The organism is Paucibacter sediminis, assembly GCF_030254645.1.
In the GTDB taxonomy this organism is placed as follows: domain Bacteria; phylum Pseudomonadota; class Gammaproteobacteria; order Burkholderiales; family Burkholderiaceae_C; genus Paucibacter_B; species Paucibacter_B sediminis.
Window position 1 is genome coordinate 2,708,948 of sequence record NZ_CP116346.1, and the last position, 18,161, is coordinate 2,727,108.

General features: G+C 67.1%; 18 protein-coding genes. 10 read left to right on the forward strand and 8 right to left on the reverse strand.

The features are described 5' to 3' along the window. Nucleotides 1-23 precede the first annotated feature (23 nt). Entirely contained in the window at nt 24-998 is a 975-nt protein-coding gene (locus tag PFX98_RS12570) for an NmrA family NAD(P)-binding protein (RefSeq protein WP_285230849.1), read from the reverse strand. A gap of 106 nt (nt 999-1,104) precedes the next feature. On the opposite strand from PFX98_RS12570, the gene PFX98_RS12575 reads away from it, so the two are divergent. The 5 genes from PFX98_RS12575 (at nt 1,105) to htpG (ending at nt 7,171) form a co-directional block, all read left to right on the forward strand. Continuing rightward, the gene (locus tag PFX98_RS12575) at nt 1,105-1,983 is read left to right on the forward strand and encodes a LysR family transcriptional regulator (RefSeq protein ID WP_285230850.1); all 879 of its coding nucleotides are present in this window, start codon (nt 1,105-1,107) and stop codon (nt 1,981-1,983) included. A gap of 16 nt (nt 1,984-1,999) precedes the next feature. Continuing rightward, a complete protein-coding gene (gene tldD, locus PFX98_RS12580; RefSeq protein ID WP_285230851.1) occupies nt 2,000-3,463 on the forward strand; it encodes a metalloprotease TldD in 1,464 nt (487 codons plus the stop codon). Between the two features lie 255 nt (nt 3,464-3,718). Continuing rightward, the gene (locus tag PFX98_RS12585) at nt 3,719-4,846 is read left to right on the forward strand and encodes a 3-deoxy-7-phosphoheptulonate synthase (RefSeq protein WP_285230852.1); all 1,128 of its coding nucleotides are present in this window, start codon (nt 3,719-3,721) and stop codon (nt 4,844-4,846) included. 35 nt (nt 4,847-4,881) lie between these two features. Further along, a complete protein-coding gene (locus PFX98_RS12590; RefSeq protein WP_285230853.1) occupies nt 4,882-5,193 on the forward strand; it encodes a hypothetical protein in 312 nt (103 codons plus the stop codon). A gap of 97 nt (nt 5,194-5,290) precedes the next feature. Next, complete coding sequence (gene htpG, locus PFX98_RS12595) at nt 5,291-7,171, forward strand: molecular chaperone HtpG (RefSeq protein ID WP_285230854.1); 1,881 nt, start codon at nt 5,291-5,293, stop codon at nt 7,169-7,171. A gap of 9 nt (nt 7,172-7,180) precedes the next feature. Here the strand turns inward: htpG and PFX98_RS12600 are convergent, their stop codons facing one another. From PFX98_RS12600 to PFX98_RS12610, 3 genes are all read right to left on the reverse strand, one after another. Further along, nucleotides 7,181-8,221 (reverse strand): serine/threonine protein kinase, encoded by a 1,041-nt coding sequence (locus tag PFX98_RS12600; protein ID WP_285230855.1) that lies wholly within the window; start codon nt 8,219-8,221, stop codon nt 7,181-7,183. A 66-nt stretch (nt 8,222-8,287) separates the two neighbouring features. Beyond that, nucleotides 8,288-9,136 carry a DUF2726 domain-containing protein gene (locus tag PFX98_RS12605; protein ID WP_285230856.1) on the reverse strand — a complete coding sequence of 283 codons (849 nt, stop codon included), beginning with the start codon at nt 9,134-9,136 and terminating at the stop codon, nt 8,288-8,290. Between the two features lie 162 nt (nt 9,137-9,298). Beyond that, nucleotides 9,299-10,033: a GNAT family N-acetyltransferase gene (locus PFX98_RS12610; RefSeq protein WP_285230857.1), complete on the reverse strand. Its 735-nt coding sequence runs from the start codon at nt 10,031-10,033 to the stop codon at nt 9,299-9,301. A gap of 280 nt (nt 10,034-10,313) precedes the next feature. On the opposite strand from PFX98_RS12610, the gene rplM reads away from it, so the two are divergent. The 3 genes from rplM to erpA all read left to right on the forward strand — a co-directional run bounded on the left by rplM (nt 10,314) and on the right by erpA (nt 11,708). Continuing rightward, nucleotides 10,314-10,742: a 50S ribosomal protein L13 gene (gene rplM / locus PFX98_RS12615; protein ID WP_285230858.1), complete on the forward strand. Its 429-nt coding sequence runs from the start codon at nt 10,314-10,316 to the stop codon at nt 10,740-10,742. 9 nt (nt 10,743-10,751) lie between these two features. Further along, nucleotides 10,752-11,144, forward strand: a complete 393-nt coding sequence (gene rpsI / locus PFX98_RS12620) for a 30S ribosomal protein S9 (RefSeq protein ID WP_285230859.1) — start codon at nt 10,752-10,754, stop codon at nt 11,142-11,144. Nucleotides 11,145-11,333: 189 nt separating this feature from the next. Next, nucleotides 11,334-11,708 carry an iron-sulfur cluster insertion protein ErpA gene (erpA, locus tag PFX98_RS12625; RefSeq protein WP_285230860.1) on the forward strand — a complete coding sequence of 125 codons (375 nt, stop codon included), beginning with the start codon at nt 11,334-11,336 and terminating at the stop codon, nt 11,706-11,708. Between the two features lie 57 nt (nt 11,709-11,765). On the opposite strand, the gene PFX98_RS12630 is transcribed toward erpA, so the two are convergent. Together PFX98_RS12630 and PFX98_RS12635 are read right to left on the reverse strand one after the other, a co-directional pair. Continuing rightward, nucleotides 11,766-12,878, reverse strand: coding sequence for an anhydro-N-acetylmuramic acid kinase (locus tag PFX98_RS12630; protein ID WP_285230861.1), 1,113 nt, complete (start codon nt 12,876-12,878; stop codon nt 11,766-11,768). Between the two features lie 14 nt (nt 12,879-12,892). Further along, nucleotides 12,893-14,278, reverse strand: coding sequence for a M23 family metallopeptidase (locus PFX98_RS12635; RefSeq protein WP_285230862.1), 1,386 nt, complete (start codon nt 14,276-14,278; stop codon nt 12,893-12,895). Nucleotides 14,279-14,507: 229 nt separating this feature from the next. Here PFX98_RS12635 and tyrS point away from each other — a divergent pair, with 229 nt between their 5' ends. Then, a complete protein-coding gene (tyrS, locus tag PFX98_RS12640; RefSeq protein WP_285230863.1) occupies nt 14,508-15,788 on the forward strand; it encodes a tyrosine--tRNA ligase in 1,281 nt (426 codons plus the stop codon). Here the strand turns inward: tyrS and PFX98_RS12645 are convergent. Further along, nucleotides 15,785-16,687, reverse strand: coding sequence for a 5'-nucleotidase (locus PFX98_RS12645; RefSeq protein WP_285230864.1), 903 nt, complete (start codon nt 16,685-16,687; stop codon nt 15,785-15,787). The two genes, tyrS and PFX98_RS12645, sit on opposite strands and share 4 nt — an antisense overlap. A 36-nt stretch (nt 16,688-16,723) precedes the next feature. Continuing rightward, nucleotides 16,724-17,713, reverse strand: coding sequence for an AAA family ATPase (locus tag PFX98_RS12650; protein ID WP_285230865.1), 990 nt, complete (start codon nt 17,711-17,713; stop codon nt 16,724-16,726). A 233-nt stretch (nt 17,714-17,946) separates the two neighbouring features. Between PFX98_RS12650 and PFX98_RS12655 the strand changes: the two genes are divergently transcribed. Continuing rightward, complete coding sequence (locus PFX98_RS12655) at nt 17,947-18,138, forward strand: hypothetical protein (RefSeq protein WP_285230866.1); 192 nt, start codon at nt 17,947-17,949, stop codon at nt 18,136-18,138. The last annotated feature ends 23 nt before the right edge of the window (nt 18,139-18,161 follow it).

Below are 18,161 nucleotides of genomic sequence, written 5' to 3' on the forward strand. Positions count from 1 at the left end.
CGCTCTGTAAAGAAGCGTGAAACTCAGGCCGGCGCCAGCTCGGCATTGCGCAGCAATCCGCCCTGGCCCAGCTCGCGCAGGCTCAGGCGCAGGGCCAGCCCGAGCGCGGTCCGCGGCGGCGTGCCGATGAGCTGGCGCAGCTCGCCGTCATCCAGCGCGTGCGGGCGCTGCCAGAGATAGCGCATTTCCAGCAGCGCGCGCCAGCTCGGCAGCAGCGGTGCGGCCAGGCGGATCAAGCCCCAGGGCAGGGTGCCTGCCTCGATGGGGCGGGCGCAGATGCTTTGCATCGCCTCCAGCAAGACCTGACCCTCGATCGCATGGCCAGCGAAGTGGAGGCGGCGATGGCCCCTCAATTGCTCGCGCTGCGCGGCCAGCCGCACGAAGCAGCGCGCCAGATCGGGCAGATAGGCCCAGGCGTGCTGCACATCCAGCGGCCCGGGGTAGACGAGCTTGCCGCGCTGGAGCCGGCTGGCGATGGCCAGATCGAACCAGGAGCCGCCCTGGGCGCCGCCGAAGAAGTCGCCGGCGCGCAGCACCACCGAGTCCAGCCCCTGGCCCGCCGCCGCGGCCATGCCGGCCTCGATGGCGATGCGGATGCGCGCCTTGCTGGTGTTGCCAACCTCGGGCGTGTCCACCCGCAGCAGCGCAGGTAGCTCGTTGCCGAAGTTGTAGACATTGCCCGGCAGCATCAGCAGCGCGCCCAGGCGCAGGGCCAGGTCTTGCGCGGCCCGGGCCAGCGGCAGGGCCAGGCGCTCCCACTCGGTGTAGGGTGGGTTCAGGGCATTGATCACCACGCTGGCGCCCTGTGCCGCGTGCAGCAGCTGTGCCGATGCCAGCGCGTCGCCCTCGAGCCATGCCACGCCAGGGGAGGCCGCCAGGGCGGCCGGCAAGGGCTTGCGGCTTTGCGCCAGGGTGCGCCAACCGGCATTGGCAAAGGCATGGGTGAGCTGCTGGCCGAGCCGGCCGGTGGCGCCAAGGATCAGAACGGTCTGCTGCATGGGGCCTCGCTGAGGTGGACCTTGATGGGCGAAGTCTGCGGCGATGCCTGGCTATCCGGAAGTGCTGTAATTGCATGGCCGTCATGCGGTTTTGAATAGCCAAGCCATGCCCACTCCCATCGATTGGTCGCTGCTGCAGTCCTTCCTGGTGCTTGCCGAGGTGGGCTCGCTGAGCCGCGCTGCGCCGCTGCTGGGCCTGAGCCAGCCCAGCCTGAGCCGGCAGCTCGCGGCGTTGGAGCTGCGGCTGGGCCAGAGCCTGTTCGAGCGCCACAGCCGCGGCCTGACCCTGACCCGCGCCGGGCGCGCCCTGCTGCCGGCGGCACGGCGCATGCGCGAGGGCGCGCAAGACCTGGCCCTCGCCCTGGCCGCGCAGGAGCAACAGCTGGCCGGCACGGTGCGCCTGACCGCCAGCGAGATCGTCAGCGCCTACTTCCTGCCCGAGCTGCTGCTGCAGCTGCGCCAACAGCACCCGGAGATCCAGATCGAGCTGGTGGCCAGCAACGAGGTGGAGAACCTGCTGGAGCGCAGCGCCGACATTGCGCTGCGCATGCTGCGGCCGGCGCAAAGCACCCTGGTGGCGCGCAAGCTGGCCGACTGGCCCCTGGGCCTGTATGCGCATCGCCGCTACCTCGAGCGCAAGGGCATGCCCACGCGCGCGACCATGGCCGAGCATGACTGGCTGGGCTTCGATCATGCCGATCAGCTCCTGCGCGGCTTCGCTGCCGCCGGCTTCCAGGTGGAACGCGAGTTCTTCTGCCTGCGCTGTGACCAGCAGATCGTGCTGTGGGAGGCGCTGCGTGCCGGCCTGGGCATCGGCGTGGGCATGCAGGCGCTGGCGGCGCGCGACCCCGATCTGCTGCGGGTGCTGCCCGAGGTGGAGATACCGCCGCTGCCGCTGTGGCTGACGGCGCACCGCGAGCTGCGCGACACGCCGCGCCTGCGCCTGGTCTTCGATGCCATTGCGAATGTCTGGGGTACGGCTTGACTCCTACAATCGCCCGATGATTTCGCGCGAACCCACCCTGGCCCGTCTGATCACGGCACGCTCCCAACTGCTGGAGCCCTTCGGTCTCACCGAGGCCAGCCTGGCGCAGGCGCTGCGGCTGATCACCGAGCACCGTGTCGACGATGCCGACCTCTATTTCCAGACCACCCGTGCCGAGGGCTGGAGCCTGGAGGAGGGCATCGTCAAGAGCGGCAGCTTCAGCATCGACCAGGGCGTGGGCGTGCGCGCGGTGGCCGGCGAGAAGACCGCCTTTGCCTATTCCGACGACATCTCCGAGGCAGCGCTGCTGGACGCTGCGCGCACCGTGCGCACGATCGCCGCGGCCGGGCAGAGCAAGCGCGTCAAGGTGCCCAGCACGTCGACCGTGGCCGGCAGCCGCTCGCTCTATGGCGAGGCCGACCCGATCGCCAGCCTGGACAGCACCGAGAAGGTGGCTCTGCTGGAGCGCGCCGAGCGCATGGCCCGCGCCAAGGACCCGCGCATCGCCCAGGTGATGGCCGGCCTGGCGGCCGAACACGAGGTGGTGCTGATTGCGCGTGCCGATGGCACGCTGGCGGCCGATGTGCGGCCGCTGGTGCGCCTGTCCATCACCGTGATCGCCGAGCAGAACGGCCGGCGCGAGGTGGGCAGCGGCGGCGGCGGTGGCCGCTTCGGCCTGGCCTATTTCAGCGACGAGATGATTGCCAGCTATGTGGAGCAGGCGGTCAGCGCCGCGCTCACCAATCTGGAATCGCGCCCGGCCCCGGCCGGCGAGATGACCGTGGTGCTGGGCCCCGGCTGGCCCGGCGTGCTGCTGCACGAGGCGGTGGGCCATGGCCTGGAGGGCGATTTCAATCGCAAGGGTTCCAGCACCTTTGCCGGCCGCATCGGCCAGCGCGTGGCGGCCAAGGGCGTCACGGTGCTGGACGACGGCACCCTGCCGGACCGCCGCGGCTCGCTCAATGTGGACGACGAGGGCTGCGCCTCGCAGCGCAATGTGCTGATCGAGGACGGCATTCTGAAGGGCTATATCCAGGATGCGATGAATGCCCGTCTGATGCGCGTGGCACCCACCGGCAATGGCCGGCGCGAGAGCTATGCCCATGTGCCGATGCCGCGCATGACCAACACCTATATGTTGGGCGGCGACAAGGACGCGCAGGAAATCATCGCCAGCATTGACAAGGGCTTGTACGCCACCAACTTCGGTGGCGGCCAGGTGGATATCACATCCGGCAAGTTCGTCTTCTCGGCCAGCGAAGCCTACTGGGTCGAGAAGGGCAAGATCCAGTACCCGGTGAAGGGCGCCACCATCATCGGCAACGGCCCCGATGCGCTCACCCGCGTGAGCATGATTGGCAATGACATGGCCCTGGACACGGGCGTGGGCGTGTGCGGCAAGGAGGGCCAGAGCGTGCCGGTGGGCGTGGGCCAGCCGACCCTGCGCATCGATGGTCTGACCGTCGGCGGTACCGCCTGAGGGCAAGCGAGGCGCTGATGCCGCATTGCAACATTGCCTAAATGCCCGCTTGACCGCTCGGCGAGCGAGCTTCTACATTCAAGCCATGCTTTCGCAGAAGTCCTATTTTTTTGGCTTTTTTTGGTTCTCGCACCGCACCGGCGGAGGAGAGGCAAACGCGTAAGCGCCTTGACCGAATCCTGAAAACCGCCGGGTCCCCACCCGGCGGTTTTTTTTCGTCTCATCCAGTCCCACACCTCACCCAAGAGTCAGCCCATGAACGCCAAGACCGCCACGCCGACGAACCAGGCCGAACGCTGGTACTCGCCGCAGGACAAGACCAGCCAGACCGACGACGAACGCATCCGCGACATCACGCCGCTGCCGCCGCCGGAGCATCTGATCCGCTTCTTCCCGATCCGCGGCACGCCCATGGAGCAGCTAGTGGTGGGCACGCGCCACAACATCCGAAGAATCATGCAGCGCAAGGATGACCGCCTGCTGGTCATCATCGGCCCCTGCTCGATCCACGACCCCGCCGCGGCGCTGGAGTACGCGCGCCGCCTGCTGGTGCAGCGCGAGAAGTACGCCGACACGCTGGAGATCGTGATGCGCGTCTACTTCGAGAAGCCGCGCACCACGGTGGGCTGGAAGGGCCTGATCAACGACCCCTACCTGGATGAGAGCTACCGCATCGACGAGGGCCTGCGCATCGCGCGCCAGCTGCTGCTGGAGATCAACCGCGCCGGCATGCCGGCGGGCTCGGAGTTCCTGGACGTGATTTCGCCGCAGTACATCGGCGACCTGATCTCCTGGGGCGCGATCGGCGCGCGCACCACCGAGAGCCAGGTGCACCGCGAGCTGGCCTCGGGCCTGTCGGCGCCGATCGGCTTCAAGAACGGCACCGACGGCAATATCAAGATCGCCACCGACGCGATCCAGGCCGCGGCGCGCCCGCATCACTTCCTCTCGGTGCACAAGAACGGCCAGGTGGCCATCGTCGAGACCAAGGGCAACAAGGATTGCCATGTGATCCTGCGTGGCGGCAAGGCGCCCAACTACGACGCCGAGAGCGTGGCCGCCGCGGTGAAGGACCTGGCCGCCGCCAAGCTCGACACCACGCTGATGGTCGACTGCTCGCATGCCAACAGCAGCAAGCAGCACCAGCGCCAGCTGGAGGTGGCGCGCGATATCGCGGCCCAGCTCAAGGCCGGCAGCAAGAATATTTTCGGCGTGATGGTGGAGAGCCATCTGCACGACGGCGCGCAGAAGTTCACCCCGGGCAAGGACGATCCCAGCAAGCTGGAGTATGGCAAGAGCATCACCGACGCCTGCCTGGGCTGGGATGATTCGCTGGAAGTTCTCGAAGTCTTGAGCGAAGCGGTGAAGGCGGCGCGTGGCTGAGCCACAATGGCTTGAACCGTAGCAAGGAGTTGTTCATGCGCAGTGAGGTCAAGGTCGTGTTCGATGTCAACGAGCAGGTCGATCTGGTGGTCGACGCCAGCGAGGTGCTCTCTTACGATGCCGCGCGCCAGTGGCTGGACGAGCAATTCGTCAAGCATGGTTGCGAGCCGATGCGCGGCTCGGGCAAGGTCTTGATCGCCGACAAGATCCTGGCGGTGGCCAATGCCGTGGGGCCGCAGGCCCTGCGCGATCCGGCCTTTGGCCTGGACTATGCGCGCGCGGCCAGCGGCGCCCTGAGCAAGGCCCTGCTGAAGGTCGACATCCCCAAGCTCAGCGTTTCCTACTGAAATCCCGCTCTTGAAAGCGCCGCGGGCGTCCCCAATTGCGGGGCGCTGGCGGCGCTTCGCGCTTTCAAATCCTTAGGCACATCGACAAGCACAAGCTATGGAAAAGCAAACTCATTCCTTCCAGGCCGAGGTCAAGCAGATCCTGCACCTCGTCACCCATTCGCTCTACTCCAACAAGGAGATCTTCCTGCGCGAGCTGGTCTCCAACGCATCGGACGCCTGCGACAAGCTGCGTTTCGAGGCACTGGACCACGCCGAGCTGTTCGAGGAGCAGCCGAACCTGGAAGTGCGCGTGTCATTCGACGCCGAGCAGCGCACCGTCACCATCAGCGACAACGGTATCGGCATGAGCGCCGAGGAAGCGATTGCCCATCTGGGCACCATCGCCAAGAGCGGCACGCGCGAGTTCATGGCCAAGCTGGAGGGCGACCAGAAGAAGGATGCCAACCTGATCGGCCAGTTCGGCGTGGGCTTCTATTCCGGCTTCATCGTGGCCGACCGCATCACCGTGGAAACCCGCCGCGCCGGCCTGAAGGCCGAGGACGGTGTGCGCTGGAGCTCCGAGGGCACCGGCGACTACGAGGTTGAGACCATCAGCAAGCCCGGCCGCGGCACCGATGTGATCCTGCACCTGCGCGAGGGCGAGGAGGAATTCCTCAAAACCTGGCGCCTCAAGTCCATCATCAGCAAGTACTCCGACCATATCTCCCTGCCCATCCTGATGCGCAAGGAAAGCTGGGATCCGGAGAAGAGCGAGCAGCAGCTCACCGACGAGTGGGAGAGCGTCAACAAGGCCTCGGCCCTGTGGGCCCGCAGCAAGAGCGAGGTGACGCCCGAGCAGTACGAGGAGTTCTACAAGCAGATCAGCTACGACACCGAAGCGCCGCTGGCCTACACGCACAACCGCGTGGAGGGCCGCAGCGAGTACACCCAGCTGCTCTACATCCCGGCCAAGGCGCCCTTCGACCTGTGGAACCGCGACAAGCGCGGCGGCGTCAAGCTCTATGTGAAGCGCGTCTTCATCATGGACGATGCCGAGGCGCTGATGCCCGTGTATCTGCGCTTTGTGAAGGGCGTGATCGATTCGGCCGACCTGCCGCTCAATGTCTCGCGCGAGCTGCTGCAGGAGAGCCGCGACGTGAAGGCGATCCGCGAGGGCTCGACCAAGCGCGTGCTGTCGATGCTGGAGACACTGGCCGACAGCGAGGATGCGGCCGAACGCGCCAAGTACGCGGCCTTCTGGAAGGACTTCGGCGCCGTGCTCAAGGAAGGCATTGGCGAGGATCACCAGAACCAGGAGCGCCTGGCCAAGCTGTTCCGCTTCGCCTCCACCCAGGCCGACGAGGGCGTGAGCTTTGCCGACTATCTGTCGCGCATGAAGGAAGGCCAGGACGTCATCTACTACATCACCGCCGACAGCCTGGCGGCCGCCAAGAACAGCCCGCAGCTGGAGATCTTCCGCAAGAAGGGCATCGAGGTGCTGCTGCTGGTGGACCGCGTGGACGAGTGGATGCTTTCGCACCTCTACGAGTTCGAGGGCAAGAGCCTGCAATCGGTGGCCAAGGGCGCAGTGGATCTGGGCAAGCTGCAGGACGAGGCCGAGAAGAAGGCCGCCGAGGAAGCGGCCGAGCATTTCAAGCCGGTGCTGGACCGCCTCAAGGAAGCGCTGAAGGAGCGCGCCAAGGATGTGCGCGTGACCACCCGCCTGGTCGACTCACCCGCCTGCATCGTGGTGGAAGAGGGCGATATGAGCGCCCACCTGGCGCGCATGCTCAAGCAGGCCGGCCAGAACGCGCCGGCGTCCAAGCCGACGCTGGAGGTGAATGCCGAGCATGCGCTGGTGAAGAAGCTGGAGGGCAGCGCGCACTTCGATGAGCTGGCCCAGGTGCTGTTCGACCAGGCCCTGCTGGCCGAAGGCGGGCAGCTGGAAGATCCGGCCGCCTATGTGCGGCGCGTCAACGCGCTGCTGCTCGGCTGAGTCTGAGCGTTAGCGGAAGCCGGCGTCGAACTCGAAGTCATCGTCGTCGCCAGCTGCGTCCGGCGGCGGCAGTTCGTCCGCCGGCCGCATCGCCTCCAGCTGCTCACGCAGCTTGGCCACCTGGTCGTGCCAGTAGTTGGGCGTGCCGAACCAGGGGAAGGCGATCGGAAAGGCCGGATCGCCCCAGCGCTTGGCCAGCCAGGCGCTGTGGTGAATCATGCGCAGGGTGCGCAGCGGTTCGATCAGGCTGAGCTCGCGGCGATCGAACTCGGCCACCGTTTCGTAGCCCTCCAGCACGCAGGCCAGCTGCTGGCGCGCGGCCAGTGCGTCGCCCGAGAGCAGCATCCACAGGTCCTGCACCGCCGGGCCGGTGACGGCGTCGTCCAGGTCGACAAAGTGCGGGCCGCGGTCCGGCGTCCAGAGGATGTTGCCGGGATGGCAGTCGCCATGCAGGCGCAACAGGCGCAGGTCCGCAAGCGCGTCGAAGGCCTGCTGGATGCGCTCCAGGCAGGCATCCACCACGGCCTGCCAGGCCGGGGCGATCTCCAGTGGCACGGTCTGGTGCTGCAGCAGCCAGTCGCGCGCCAGCACGCCCGGCTCGGCACCCACCCAGCGCAGCCGGTGCGCGAACGGTTGCCGTCGCCCCACGCCATGCAGTCGCCCCAGCAGCCGGCCGATCCAGGTCAGCACCTCGGGATCTTCGAGTTCGGGTGCGCGCCCGCCCTGGCGCGGTGTGACGGCAAAGCGCTGGCCCTGGTAATGCGCCAGCGTGGACTGCCCGGCGAGCAGCCAGGGCGCCGCCACCGGCACCTCGGCATCCTCGAGTTCGCGCGCAAAGCCATGTTCCTCGAGGATTTGCGCATCGCTCCAGCGGCCCGGCCGGTAGAACTTGGCCACCGCGATGCGGCCATCCTCGAGATGCACTTGCAGCACCCGGTTCTCATAGGAGTTGAGCTGCAGCATGCGGCCGTCGGCGCGCAGGCCCACCGCCTCGAGGGCGTCGAGCATGAACTCCGGGGTCAGGGTGGCGAAGCTGGTGTCGGGTGTCATCGTGGCATGCAAAAACGGCGCCGACCTGGGGTCTGGCGCCGCTTGGAGGTTCGGTCTGGCGGATGCCTAGCGTCGGCCGTAGCGGGGCGAGTCTATGACAACACCGACGATGTCGTTGGGCGCTTCGTCGGGATATTGCGAATCGCCGGCCATCGTGTCGGGCAGGGCGGAGCGCTGTGAGCGGACCTCCTGCAGTGCGGCGAGTTCGCGGCGGCTGCGCTGCAGGCCGTCCTGGCCGGTGAGCGAGTCGTAGCGGCTGTCGGGTGCGAAGAAGGAGTCGTTGAAGACCGCCGAGTCCTGCCACAGGCCGTTGCGGCTGGAGCGCCGCGGTGTGCTGCTGCTGATGCCGGTGCTGCGGCCAGCGCTACGGCCACCATGCGGCGATTGCGAGGGCGTGGCCGGCGCAGGCTGCGGGCCGCGCGAGCTGTTGTTGCTGAAGGGCACCAGCAGCTGCAGTTCGGCGGCGCTGGGCAGGTTGTCGATCGGGCAACGCAGATAGCGCACCCGGCAGGCGGCCAGCACCGACTGCTTGATCTGCAGGCTGCGGCCCGAGCCATTGCGTTCGTTGTCCAGATCCACGGCGGCGAGCACGCGGCCGTTCGGACTGCAGATCGCAAAACTGACATGGGTGGCGCCCAGCAGGTCGTACCAGTAGCGCACTTCCTTGGCCTCGGTGGGCTGGCAAAAGCGCACAAGGGGCAGCTTGGACAGCACTACATGGTGCGGCAGGGCTTCCTTGAGCAGACGAAACACGCGGCGTTCATCGGCACTGAAGACCGGCCGGGCCGTGAGGGACCATTCCGTGGGCAGCGGTTTTGCAGATGCCTTCGGGCGGCGCAGCACCCAGAGCAATGCCATCGTCAGCATGCCCAGGCCTGAAACCAGCGCGATGATCCACGGAACGGTGGGTTGCATGTCCCTCGTGATCTCGTTGGGTAGATCAGGCGCTTGCAGTCAAGAGCCTGTTTACTGAATGTAACGGATCCGCGTGACACAGGGTTCCGGGCCTACCCCCGTAAGGAGGGGGAGGTTGAACCCGGATTTGTGCTTGTGTGGGCGCATTGCGCCCGCTTGCGGCTACTGCTTGGCGGCCTTGCCGGCGCTGTCGTAGTTGGACTTGACCTCGGCGACGCCGTCGATCAGATCCCCCAGCACGCGCGCATGGCGCTTGAACTGGAAGTCCAGCTCGGCCAGATGGCGCTCGATCGCCTCGCCCACATGGGACGAGACCGAGTCGGGCGGCAGGCGCAGCCAGGCTTCCGACTCGCTGCCGTCGCGCTCCACCGTGGCGCCGGCATTGCGGGCGATCTTGAGCATGGGCGCGTTCTCGCTCAGCGCGTGGATGAACATGGTCTCGATGCCGCGGTTGCGGGCATGCAGGGCGGCATGCTCGAACAGGCGGGCGCCGAAACCGCGACCGCGCGCGCTCGGCAGCACCGACACGCCGAACTCGGCCATCGCCGGCTTGCCCGCGCGCTGGGGTGCCGGCTCATAGGCCAGGTGGGCCATGGCCACCAGCTGAAGCCGGCGGTTGAAGATGCCGAAGACCTCGTCGCGCTCGAAATCCAGCGAGTTGGCATAGCGCGAGATCTGCTCGTCGGAGGCCGGATAGCCGAAGCGCAGGTAGCGATCGCGCTCGGTCAGGGCCAGCAGATGGTCATTGATGCGACGGCGATGCCGGCGCGCCAGCGAGCGTATCGGTACCCAGGAGGCAAAGCGCTGCAGGGCAGCAACCGGCCCCCATGCGGCGGGCGCGGCCTCGGGCTCGCTGACGGCGGGATCGGCAAGTGCTGAGGGTTCGCGCGAACTCATGGAGTTGCTCCGGGGCTACGTAAAAACCCGCATAGTACCGGAGGCCGCGCGGCCGGCCTCGAGCGTGAACTCTAGGGCGGGCTTGGCCTTGCCCTGATTCGCTGGTACACTCGCGGGCTTTCCCGTATTTGGCTGCGGGGAAGAAGTCTTTGCCGCTGGGGTGAGAGGCTGCATGTGCGGGTTGTACTGCACAAACAAGCAGCACCGAATCAGGCGCAGAGACTGAATCAGCCAATAGACCGCCGGCTTCAGTTTGTGGCCGGCAAATCGAAAGAAACTCATGAAGACCTTCAGCGCCAAGCCGGCCGAGGTGACGCACGAGTGGTTTGTGATTGACGCCACCGACAAGGTGCTCGGACGTGTTGCCAGCGAAGTGGCACTCCGTTTGCGCGGCAAGCACAAGGCCATTTACACGCCTCACGTGGATACCGGTGATTTCATCGTCATCATCAACGCAGACAAGCTGCGCGTGACCGGCAACAAGGCCACCGACAAGGTGTACTACCGTCACAGTGGCTTCCCTGGTGGCATCTACGCCACCAAGTTCAAGGACATGCAAGCCAAGCATCCGGGCCGTGCCCTGGAGAAGGCTGTCAAGGGCATGCTGCCCAAGGGTCCGTTGGGCTATGCCATGGTGAAGAAGCTGAAGGTGTATGCAGGTGGTTCCCACCCGCACGCCGCCCAGCAGCCCAAGGCTCTGGAAATCTAAGGAGCGGTGATGATCGGAAACTGGAACTATGGTACCGGCCGCCGCAAGTCGTCGGTCGCACGTGTCTTCATCAAGAAGGGCACGGGCCAAATCATCATCAATGGCAAGGCCATCGTTGATTATTTCGGCCGTCAAACGTCCATCATGATCGCCAAGCAGCCCCTGCTGCTGACGAACAATGGCGAAGCCTTCGACATCAAGGTGAACGTCCACGGTGGTGGCGAGTCGGGTCAAGCCGGTGCTGTGCGCCACGGCATCACCCGCGCGCTGATCGACTACGACGCAGCCCTGAAGCCCGAACTGAGCCGCGCCGGCTTCGTCACGCGTGATGCGCGTGAAGTCGAGCGTAAGAAGGTCGGTCTGCACGGTGCACGTCGCCGGAAGCAGTTCAGCAAGCGCTGATCGATCCCTCTGCCTGGCCCCTGGTGGCCAAGCACGCAACAAGGCCGCGCAAGCGGCCTTGTTTCATTTCCGCCGGCCGCAGCGCCATCAATACCCGTTGGCGCCCAAGGGCCTGCCGCCCGTCACGGAATACTTGAGTGCCGGGCTGGGCGATAATCCGGCCAACTTCTTTTCCGCAGGAACCACAGCATGAGCGCAGTTCTCGAATCCACGACGGCCGGCCCCAGCGATATCCCGGCGCCGCTGATCTTCACCGACAGCGCGGCCGAGAAGGTGCGTGATCTGGTGGCCGAGGAAGGCAATCCCGAGCTGAAGCTGCGCGTGTTCGTGCAGGGCGGCGGGTGCTCGGGCTTCCAGTACGGCTTCACCTTTGACGAGGCCGTGAACGAGGACGATACCGCGATGAACAAGAACGGCGTGACGCTCTTGATCGACGCCATGAGCCTGCAGTACCTGATGGGTGCCGAGATCGACTACAAGGAAGACCTGCAGGGCGCACAGTTCGTGATCAAGAACCCGAACGCGACCACCACCTGCGGTTGCGGCTCGAGTTTCTCGGCCTGAGCTCGGCCTGAGCTCGGCCCTCCGTCTGCAAGCCGCCTGCGGGCGGCTTTTGCGTTTCTAGGCCGGGTAGAGCGCGCCCAGCACGCGCGCGCCGCGCGCCCCGGTGACGCTGGCGAGATTGCCCGGCAGGCGCTGCATGAAGCGATGCGCCAGCCAGGCGAAGGCGGCAGCCTCCACCTGCATCGCCGGCAGGCCGCGCGCATCGGTGGCCAGCACCGCCCGGCCGGGCAGCAGGGCCTGCAGGCCGGCCATCAGGCGTGTGTTGAGCGCGCCGCCGCCACAGACCAGCAACTCGGCCGGCGCACCGCCGCCGTACTGCAGCAGGCTGCTCGCACAGCATTGCGCGGTCAGCTCCAGCAGGGTGGCTTGCACGTCGACGGCGGCCGCATCGGGCGCATGCTGCGCCAGCAGCACGTCCAGCCAGCGCGCGTTGAACAGATCGCGCCCGGTGCTGCGCGGCGGCGCCTGGTGGAAATAGGGTTCGGCCAGCATGGCGGCCAGCAAGGCGGGCAAGACCTGGCCCTGGGCGGCCCAGGCACCCGCGGCGTCATAGGCCAGGCCCCGATGGCGGTCGATCCACAGATCCATCAGGCAGTTGCCCGGCCCGCAATCGAAGCCGCCGACGCGGCCATCGCCATGCAGCAGGCTGATATTGCTGATGCCGCCGATGTTCAGCACCGCCACGTCCGCATCGCGGCGGCCGAACAAGGCCTGGTGGAAGGCCGGCACCAGCGGGGCGCCTTGCCCGCCGGCGGCCAGGTCGCGGCTGCGGAAATCGCACACCACGCCGATGCCGCTCAGCTCGGCCAGCAGGGCGCCGTTGAGCAATTGGCTGGTATAGCCGCAGCCATCGAACTCGCCGGGCCGGTGGCGCACCGTCTGCCCATGGGCACCCAGGGCGCTGATGTCGGCGGCGCGCTGGCCACTCTGGCCCAGCAGTTCCCCAACCAGGGCAGCGTAGCTGCGCGCCACGCCGTTGGCCGCCAGCGCGGCGCGATGCAGCTCATCGCCAACGGGGCTGTTGAGCGCCAGCAGTTCGCTGCGCAAGGTGTCGGGAAAGGGCTGGTGGCGATGCGCCAGCGTCTGCATGCTGCCATCGGCGGCAAAGCGGCTGAGTACCGCGTCCACCCCGTCCAGCGAGGTGCCGGACATCAGTCCGATATAGAGCACGGCGCGATGCTTGTTCAGTCGGCGCCGCTGACGCCTTCGCCCATCGATTCGGCCACCGCCAGCTGCGTCTTCACGCCCGCCACGGTCTGCATGAAGATGGCGCGTGCGGTGGCCGGCAGGGTGATGGCCTCGGAGGCGCGTGCAATCGCGCGCGGGTCCTGGTGCTGGCCACGCACGCGGAATTCAAAATGCAGATGCGGGCCGGTGGCCCAGCCGGTGGCGCCCACGGCACCGATCTTCTGGCCCTGCTCGACGCGCTGGCCCTTCTTCACATCGATGCGGCTCAGGTGCGCGTAGACCGTGGTCCGGTCGCCGCTGTGGCGCAGATGGATGACGTTGCCGAAGCCGTTCTGCCAGCCGGCAAAGTCCACCGTGCCGTCGCCGACGCTGCGCACCGCGGTGCCGCTGGGGGCGCCGTAATCGGTGCCCAGATGCTGGCGCCAGGTCTGCAGAATCGGGTGGAAGCGCATCGAGAACCCGGAGGTCACGCGCGAGAACTCCATCGGGCTGGCCAGGAAGGCGCGGCGCTTGCTCTGGCCGTCGAAGCCGTAATAGCTGGCCTTGCCGCTGGCCGGGTCCTTGAACCACAGGGCCGAGTAGGTCTTGCCGTTGTTGACGAACTCGCCGGCCACCACGCGGCCGGCCGCGCTGTCCCAGTTGATCGGCTCGCCATCGGCGGTGAGGGTCTCGTAGACGATGGAGAAACGATCGCCCTTGCGCAGTTCGCGGTGGAAATCGATGTCGCCCGAGAACATGTCGGCCATCTGCGAGGCCACGCCATCGGGGATGTTGGCTTCGTCGGTGGCGGCAAACAGCGAGCTGCGGATGGTGCCGCTGCCCAGCCGGGTCTGGGTTTCCAGCGCCGCGCTCTCCAGCTTGGCGGCAAAGCCGCCATCGGCCGCGCGGCCAATGCTCAGGCGGCTGAAATGGGTGGATTGCTGCTCGGCCTTCTCGGCCGGGAAGCGCGCCACCAGGCTTTCCACCACGCCGGCGGCGTTGGCGGTCAGCTGCACCATCTTGCCGGCGCGGCCCTGCAGCAGGCGCTTGGCGGTGGCGTCGCTGCGCAGGAACTGCGCAAACGCCGGGTCATAGGCGCCCAGGCGCTTGAGCAGGCTGTCGGCGGTGTCGCTGGCGCGGGTGAATTCGTTGCGGGTCAGGCCGATCTGGTGCGCGGCCAGCGCGGCCAGCTGCTCCTCAAGATCGGGCACCTGCACGGCCTGGCTGATCTGGTGCTGGGGCAGGTCCCGCGCATCGGGCGCCAGCGGAGCAATACCGAAGGCGGTGATGGCAAAGCCGCTCAGCAGCGTCACCACCGTGCCGGTGAGCGCACGCGGATGCCGAGCGGCAAAGGCTTCGGCTCGCGCCAGAGCCTGTTTCGTCTCGAATATCCAGTCGGTCACGCTCAAAAACCCAAGGTCTTGTTGTTGTACGGGCCCCTACAAACCGGCCCTCCAGATCGGACGCCCCGGGGCGTCCACTAGAATCTCGTAGCTTTTGCGGCGGTCCCTCACCGGCCCGTCCGCTCACAAAAGGAGCCGCGAGTATACCCAGGCGATCGCGGCGTCAACGCCTAGAAAACCCGACAAATCAAGGCTTTACCTCTGCCAAGAGGGGGCCAGAGCATGCCCTATGTCCGAATCCCGAACTACGCCGACCGCCACCCCCGCCGCCACTGCCCATGAGGCCAAGGCCGCGCCGCGCTACCCGGTGACGGACAAGGTCGAGGAGGCCCTGCGCATCTCCCTGCGCGGCTGCGAGGAACTTCTGCCCCAGGCGGACTGGCTGCAGAAGCTGGCCCGCTCGGAAGCCACCGGCCAGCCGCTGCGCATCAAGCTGGGCCTGGATCCGACGGCGCCCGACATCCACATCGGCCACACCGTGGTGCTCAACAAGATGCGCCAGCTGCAGGACCTGGGGCACCAGGTGATCTTCCTGATCGGCGACTTCACCTCCATGATCGGCGACCCCTCGGGTCGCAACAGCACGCGCCCGCCGCTCACCAAGGAGCAGATCAAGGCGAATGCCGAGACCTATTACGCCCAGGCCAAGCTGGTGCTGGACCCGGCCCGTACCGAGATCCGCTACAACAGCGAGTGGAGCGAGCCGCTGGGCGCCAGCGGCATGATCCAGCTGGCCGCCAAGTACACGGTGGCGCGCATGATGGAGCGCGACGACTTCGCCAAGCGCTTCGCCAGCCAGACCCCGATCTCGGTGCACGAGTTCCTCTACCCGCTGATGCAGGGCTATGACTCGGTGGCGCTGCGGAGCGATCTGGAGCTGGGTGGCACCGACCAGAAGTTCAATCTCCTGATGGGCCGCCATCTGCAGCAGGAGTATGGCCAGGAGCCGCAGTGCATCCTGACCATGCCGCTGCTGGAAGGCCTGGACGGCATCGAGAAGATGTCCAAGTCCAAGAACAACTACATCGGTATCACCGAGCCGGCCAACAGCATGTTTGCCAAGGTGCTCTCGATCAGCGATGTGCAGATGTGGAAGTGGTTCGACCTACTGTCGTTCCGCTCGATCGAGGAGATCGCCGGCCTGAAGGCCGAGGTGGCGGCCGGCCGCAACCCCAAGGATGCCAAGGTCCTGCTGGCCAAGGAGATCACCGTGCGCTTCCACAGCGCCGCGGCGGCCGAGGCCGCCGCGCAGGACTTCAACAACCGCGCCAAGGGCGGCATCCCGGACGACATCCCCGAGCTGGCGCTTGCCGGCGCGCCGCTGGGCATTGCCGCGGTGCTCAAGGCCGCGGGCCTGGTGGCCTCGGGCAGCGAGGCCGCGCGCATGGTGGAGCAGGGCGGCGTGCGCGTGGACGGCACGGTGATCAGCGACAAGGGGCTGAAGCTCGAGGCCGGCACGGTGGTGGTGCAGGTGGGCAAACGCAAGTTCGCGCGCGTGACCCTCAGCTAAGTTTCATTCTTGACCCCGCTCGCCACGTGCCCCGAGGGCACGTGGGCGCTGGCGCTGCGGATGTGGCCGGCCTGGTCGTCGAAGAAGAAGTCGGGCTCGAACTCGCGCAGGAATTCACCCTTGTCCAGGCCGCCGAGGAACATCGCCTCGTCGACCTCGATCTGCCAATCCATCAGGGTGCGGATGGCGCGTTCATGCGCCGGCGCGCTGCGCGCCGTCACCAGGGCGGTGCGCACCTTCATGCCGCCGCGGGGCTCGCGCTGCAGTCGGTGCAGGGCCTCCAGCACCGGCTTGAAGGGGCCGGCCGGCAGCGGGCGCAGCACATGCTCGCGCTCATGCTGCTGGAAGGCGTCCAGCCCCTCGCGCTGGAACACCTGCTCGGCCTCGTCGGAGAACAGCACCGCGTCGCCGTCGAAGGCGATGCGCAGCTCCTTGGGGTGGGCCTCCGAGGCATGGGCCGAATAGGGCACGACGCGCGCCGCCGCCACGCCCGCCGCCAGGGCTGAACGCACATCCTCCTCGTTGGCCGAGAGAAATAGCTGCGCGTTCAGCGGCCGCAGATAGCGCCAGGGGCTCTGGCCGCGCGTGAACACGCCGCGCTGGATGTCCAGCCCATGGGCCTTGGCCGAGCGGAACACGCGCATGCCGGAGATCGGGTCGTTGCGCGAGAGCACCACCACCTCCACGCGCTGCGCCGCTTCGCCTTCATTGAAGGCCATCAGCTTGTGCACCAGCGAAAAGGCCACGCCGGGCTTGGCGGGCAGGTCCAGGCGCAGCTGCTGCAGGGCCATATAGGCGCGGTCGTCGCCGTCCTCGAAGAGCTGGTTCTCCTCTTCGAAGTCGAACAGGGCGCGCGAGGAGATGGCGACGACGAGTTGTCCGGCAAGGCTCTTGGGCATGCCGGGATCATAGGGGCGGCGCGGCGCTGACTGGCCCTACTGCATGAAGCCTATCGCGCCGCGCTTCTTGCCCGGGTCGGGCAGGTCCTCGCACAGCAGGGTGCCGCGATGCGCCAGCTTGGCATTGCCGAAGGCGGTCATCCAGGCGCGCCGCATCTCGCGCGGCGCCAGCTCGGCCATGCGGTCCAGCACCGCGTCGCCGGGCTGCTCGTCGAAGCGCCGGCCCCAGTCATGCTGCTGGCGGATCGATTGGTACAGGGTCAGCGCGATATGGCGGGCGGCCTCGAAGTCCGGCGCCTCCACCTCGTACACATTCACGCGGTTCAGGATCGGCTCCGGAATGCCGCGCGCATCGTTGGCGGTGGCCACCCAGATGAGCTGGCTGGCGTCCACCGCCACCTCGGCGAATTCGTCCATGAAGCTGCCCGCGGTGTCGTGCTCCAAGAGGCTGTAGAGCGAGCCCAGCGGATCGTAGGCGGCCTCGCCGCCGGCCTTGTCGATCTCGTCCACCACCATCACCGGGTTGGCGTAGTCGCCGTCCACCAGGGCCTCGAAGACCTTGCCGGGGCGCGCGCCTTTCCATTGGCTGGAGGCGCCCGAGAGCACCCAGCCGGCGGTCAGCGAACTCATCGAGATGAAGCCCATGCCGGTGCCCAGCAGCTGCGCCAGCTGGCGCGCGAAATGCGTCTTGCCGATGCCGGGCGGGCCCAGCAGCAGCAGCGGGGTGATCTCCAGCGGGTCGCCGCTGTCCTCGCACAGCGCGATCTGGCGCCGCACATCGTCCAGCACGTTCTGGAAATTCGGCAGTTCCTCGTAGAGGTGCTGCATCGCCGGCAGGCCGGAGGGCTTGACCTGAAAGCGCTGCGGGCCCTTGTCCAGCATGCGCTGGTAGGTGGAGCGCAGCGGCTCATGCTCCTGCTTGGAGAGCTTGCCGAGCTTCTTCTCGACCTCCTGCACGCTGTAGACGCTGCGCATCTGCGCGATCGGGATGCGCGGACCCAGACAAGCGATGGCGTTTGTGCTCATGACCCAACTCCTGAGGCGTGGCATGCGTGTGCCCGCTTCCATTCAAGCAAACTGCGGGCCCGCGTGGTGTTGGAGTAAGCCCCAATTCGTCGATTTGTTCCGGAGCTCGGGCCGGCGTTGCGGCTGAAACAAATGAAACATGGCCGCCCGGCCCTGAAGTGCGGCTGAAACCCGCGCCCGCGACAGTCTCTCCAACCCGCCACGGTTCTGAGTGGCAGCAGCAGGAGAGCCCCATGACCGAATTGCCGACCTTCCGCAGCGAGGCCTTTGCCGAAGACCTCGAAGACCTGGGCGAGTGCTACGCCCCCGGTTCACCCGCCTACCGCAGCGACAGCCAGTGGCAGCGCGTGCTGGCCAGCCTGCCCTTGCTGGCGGTGGCGGCGCAGCTGGTGGCGCAGCTGGCGGACGCCTGGGTCGGCGCCTGAGTGATGGAATCCCTGTTCGCACC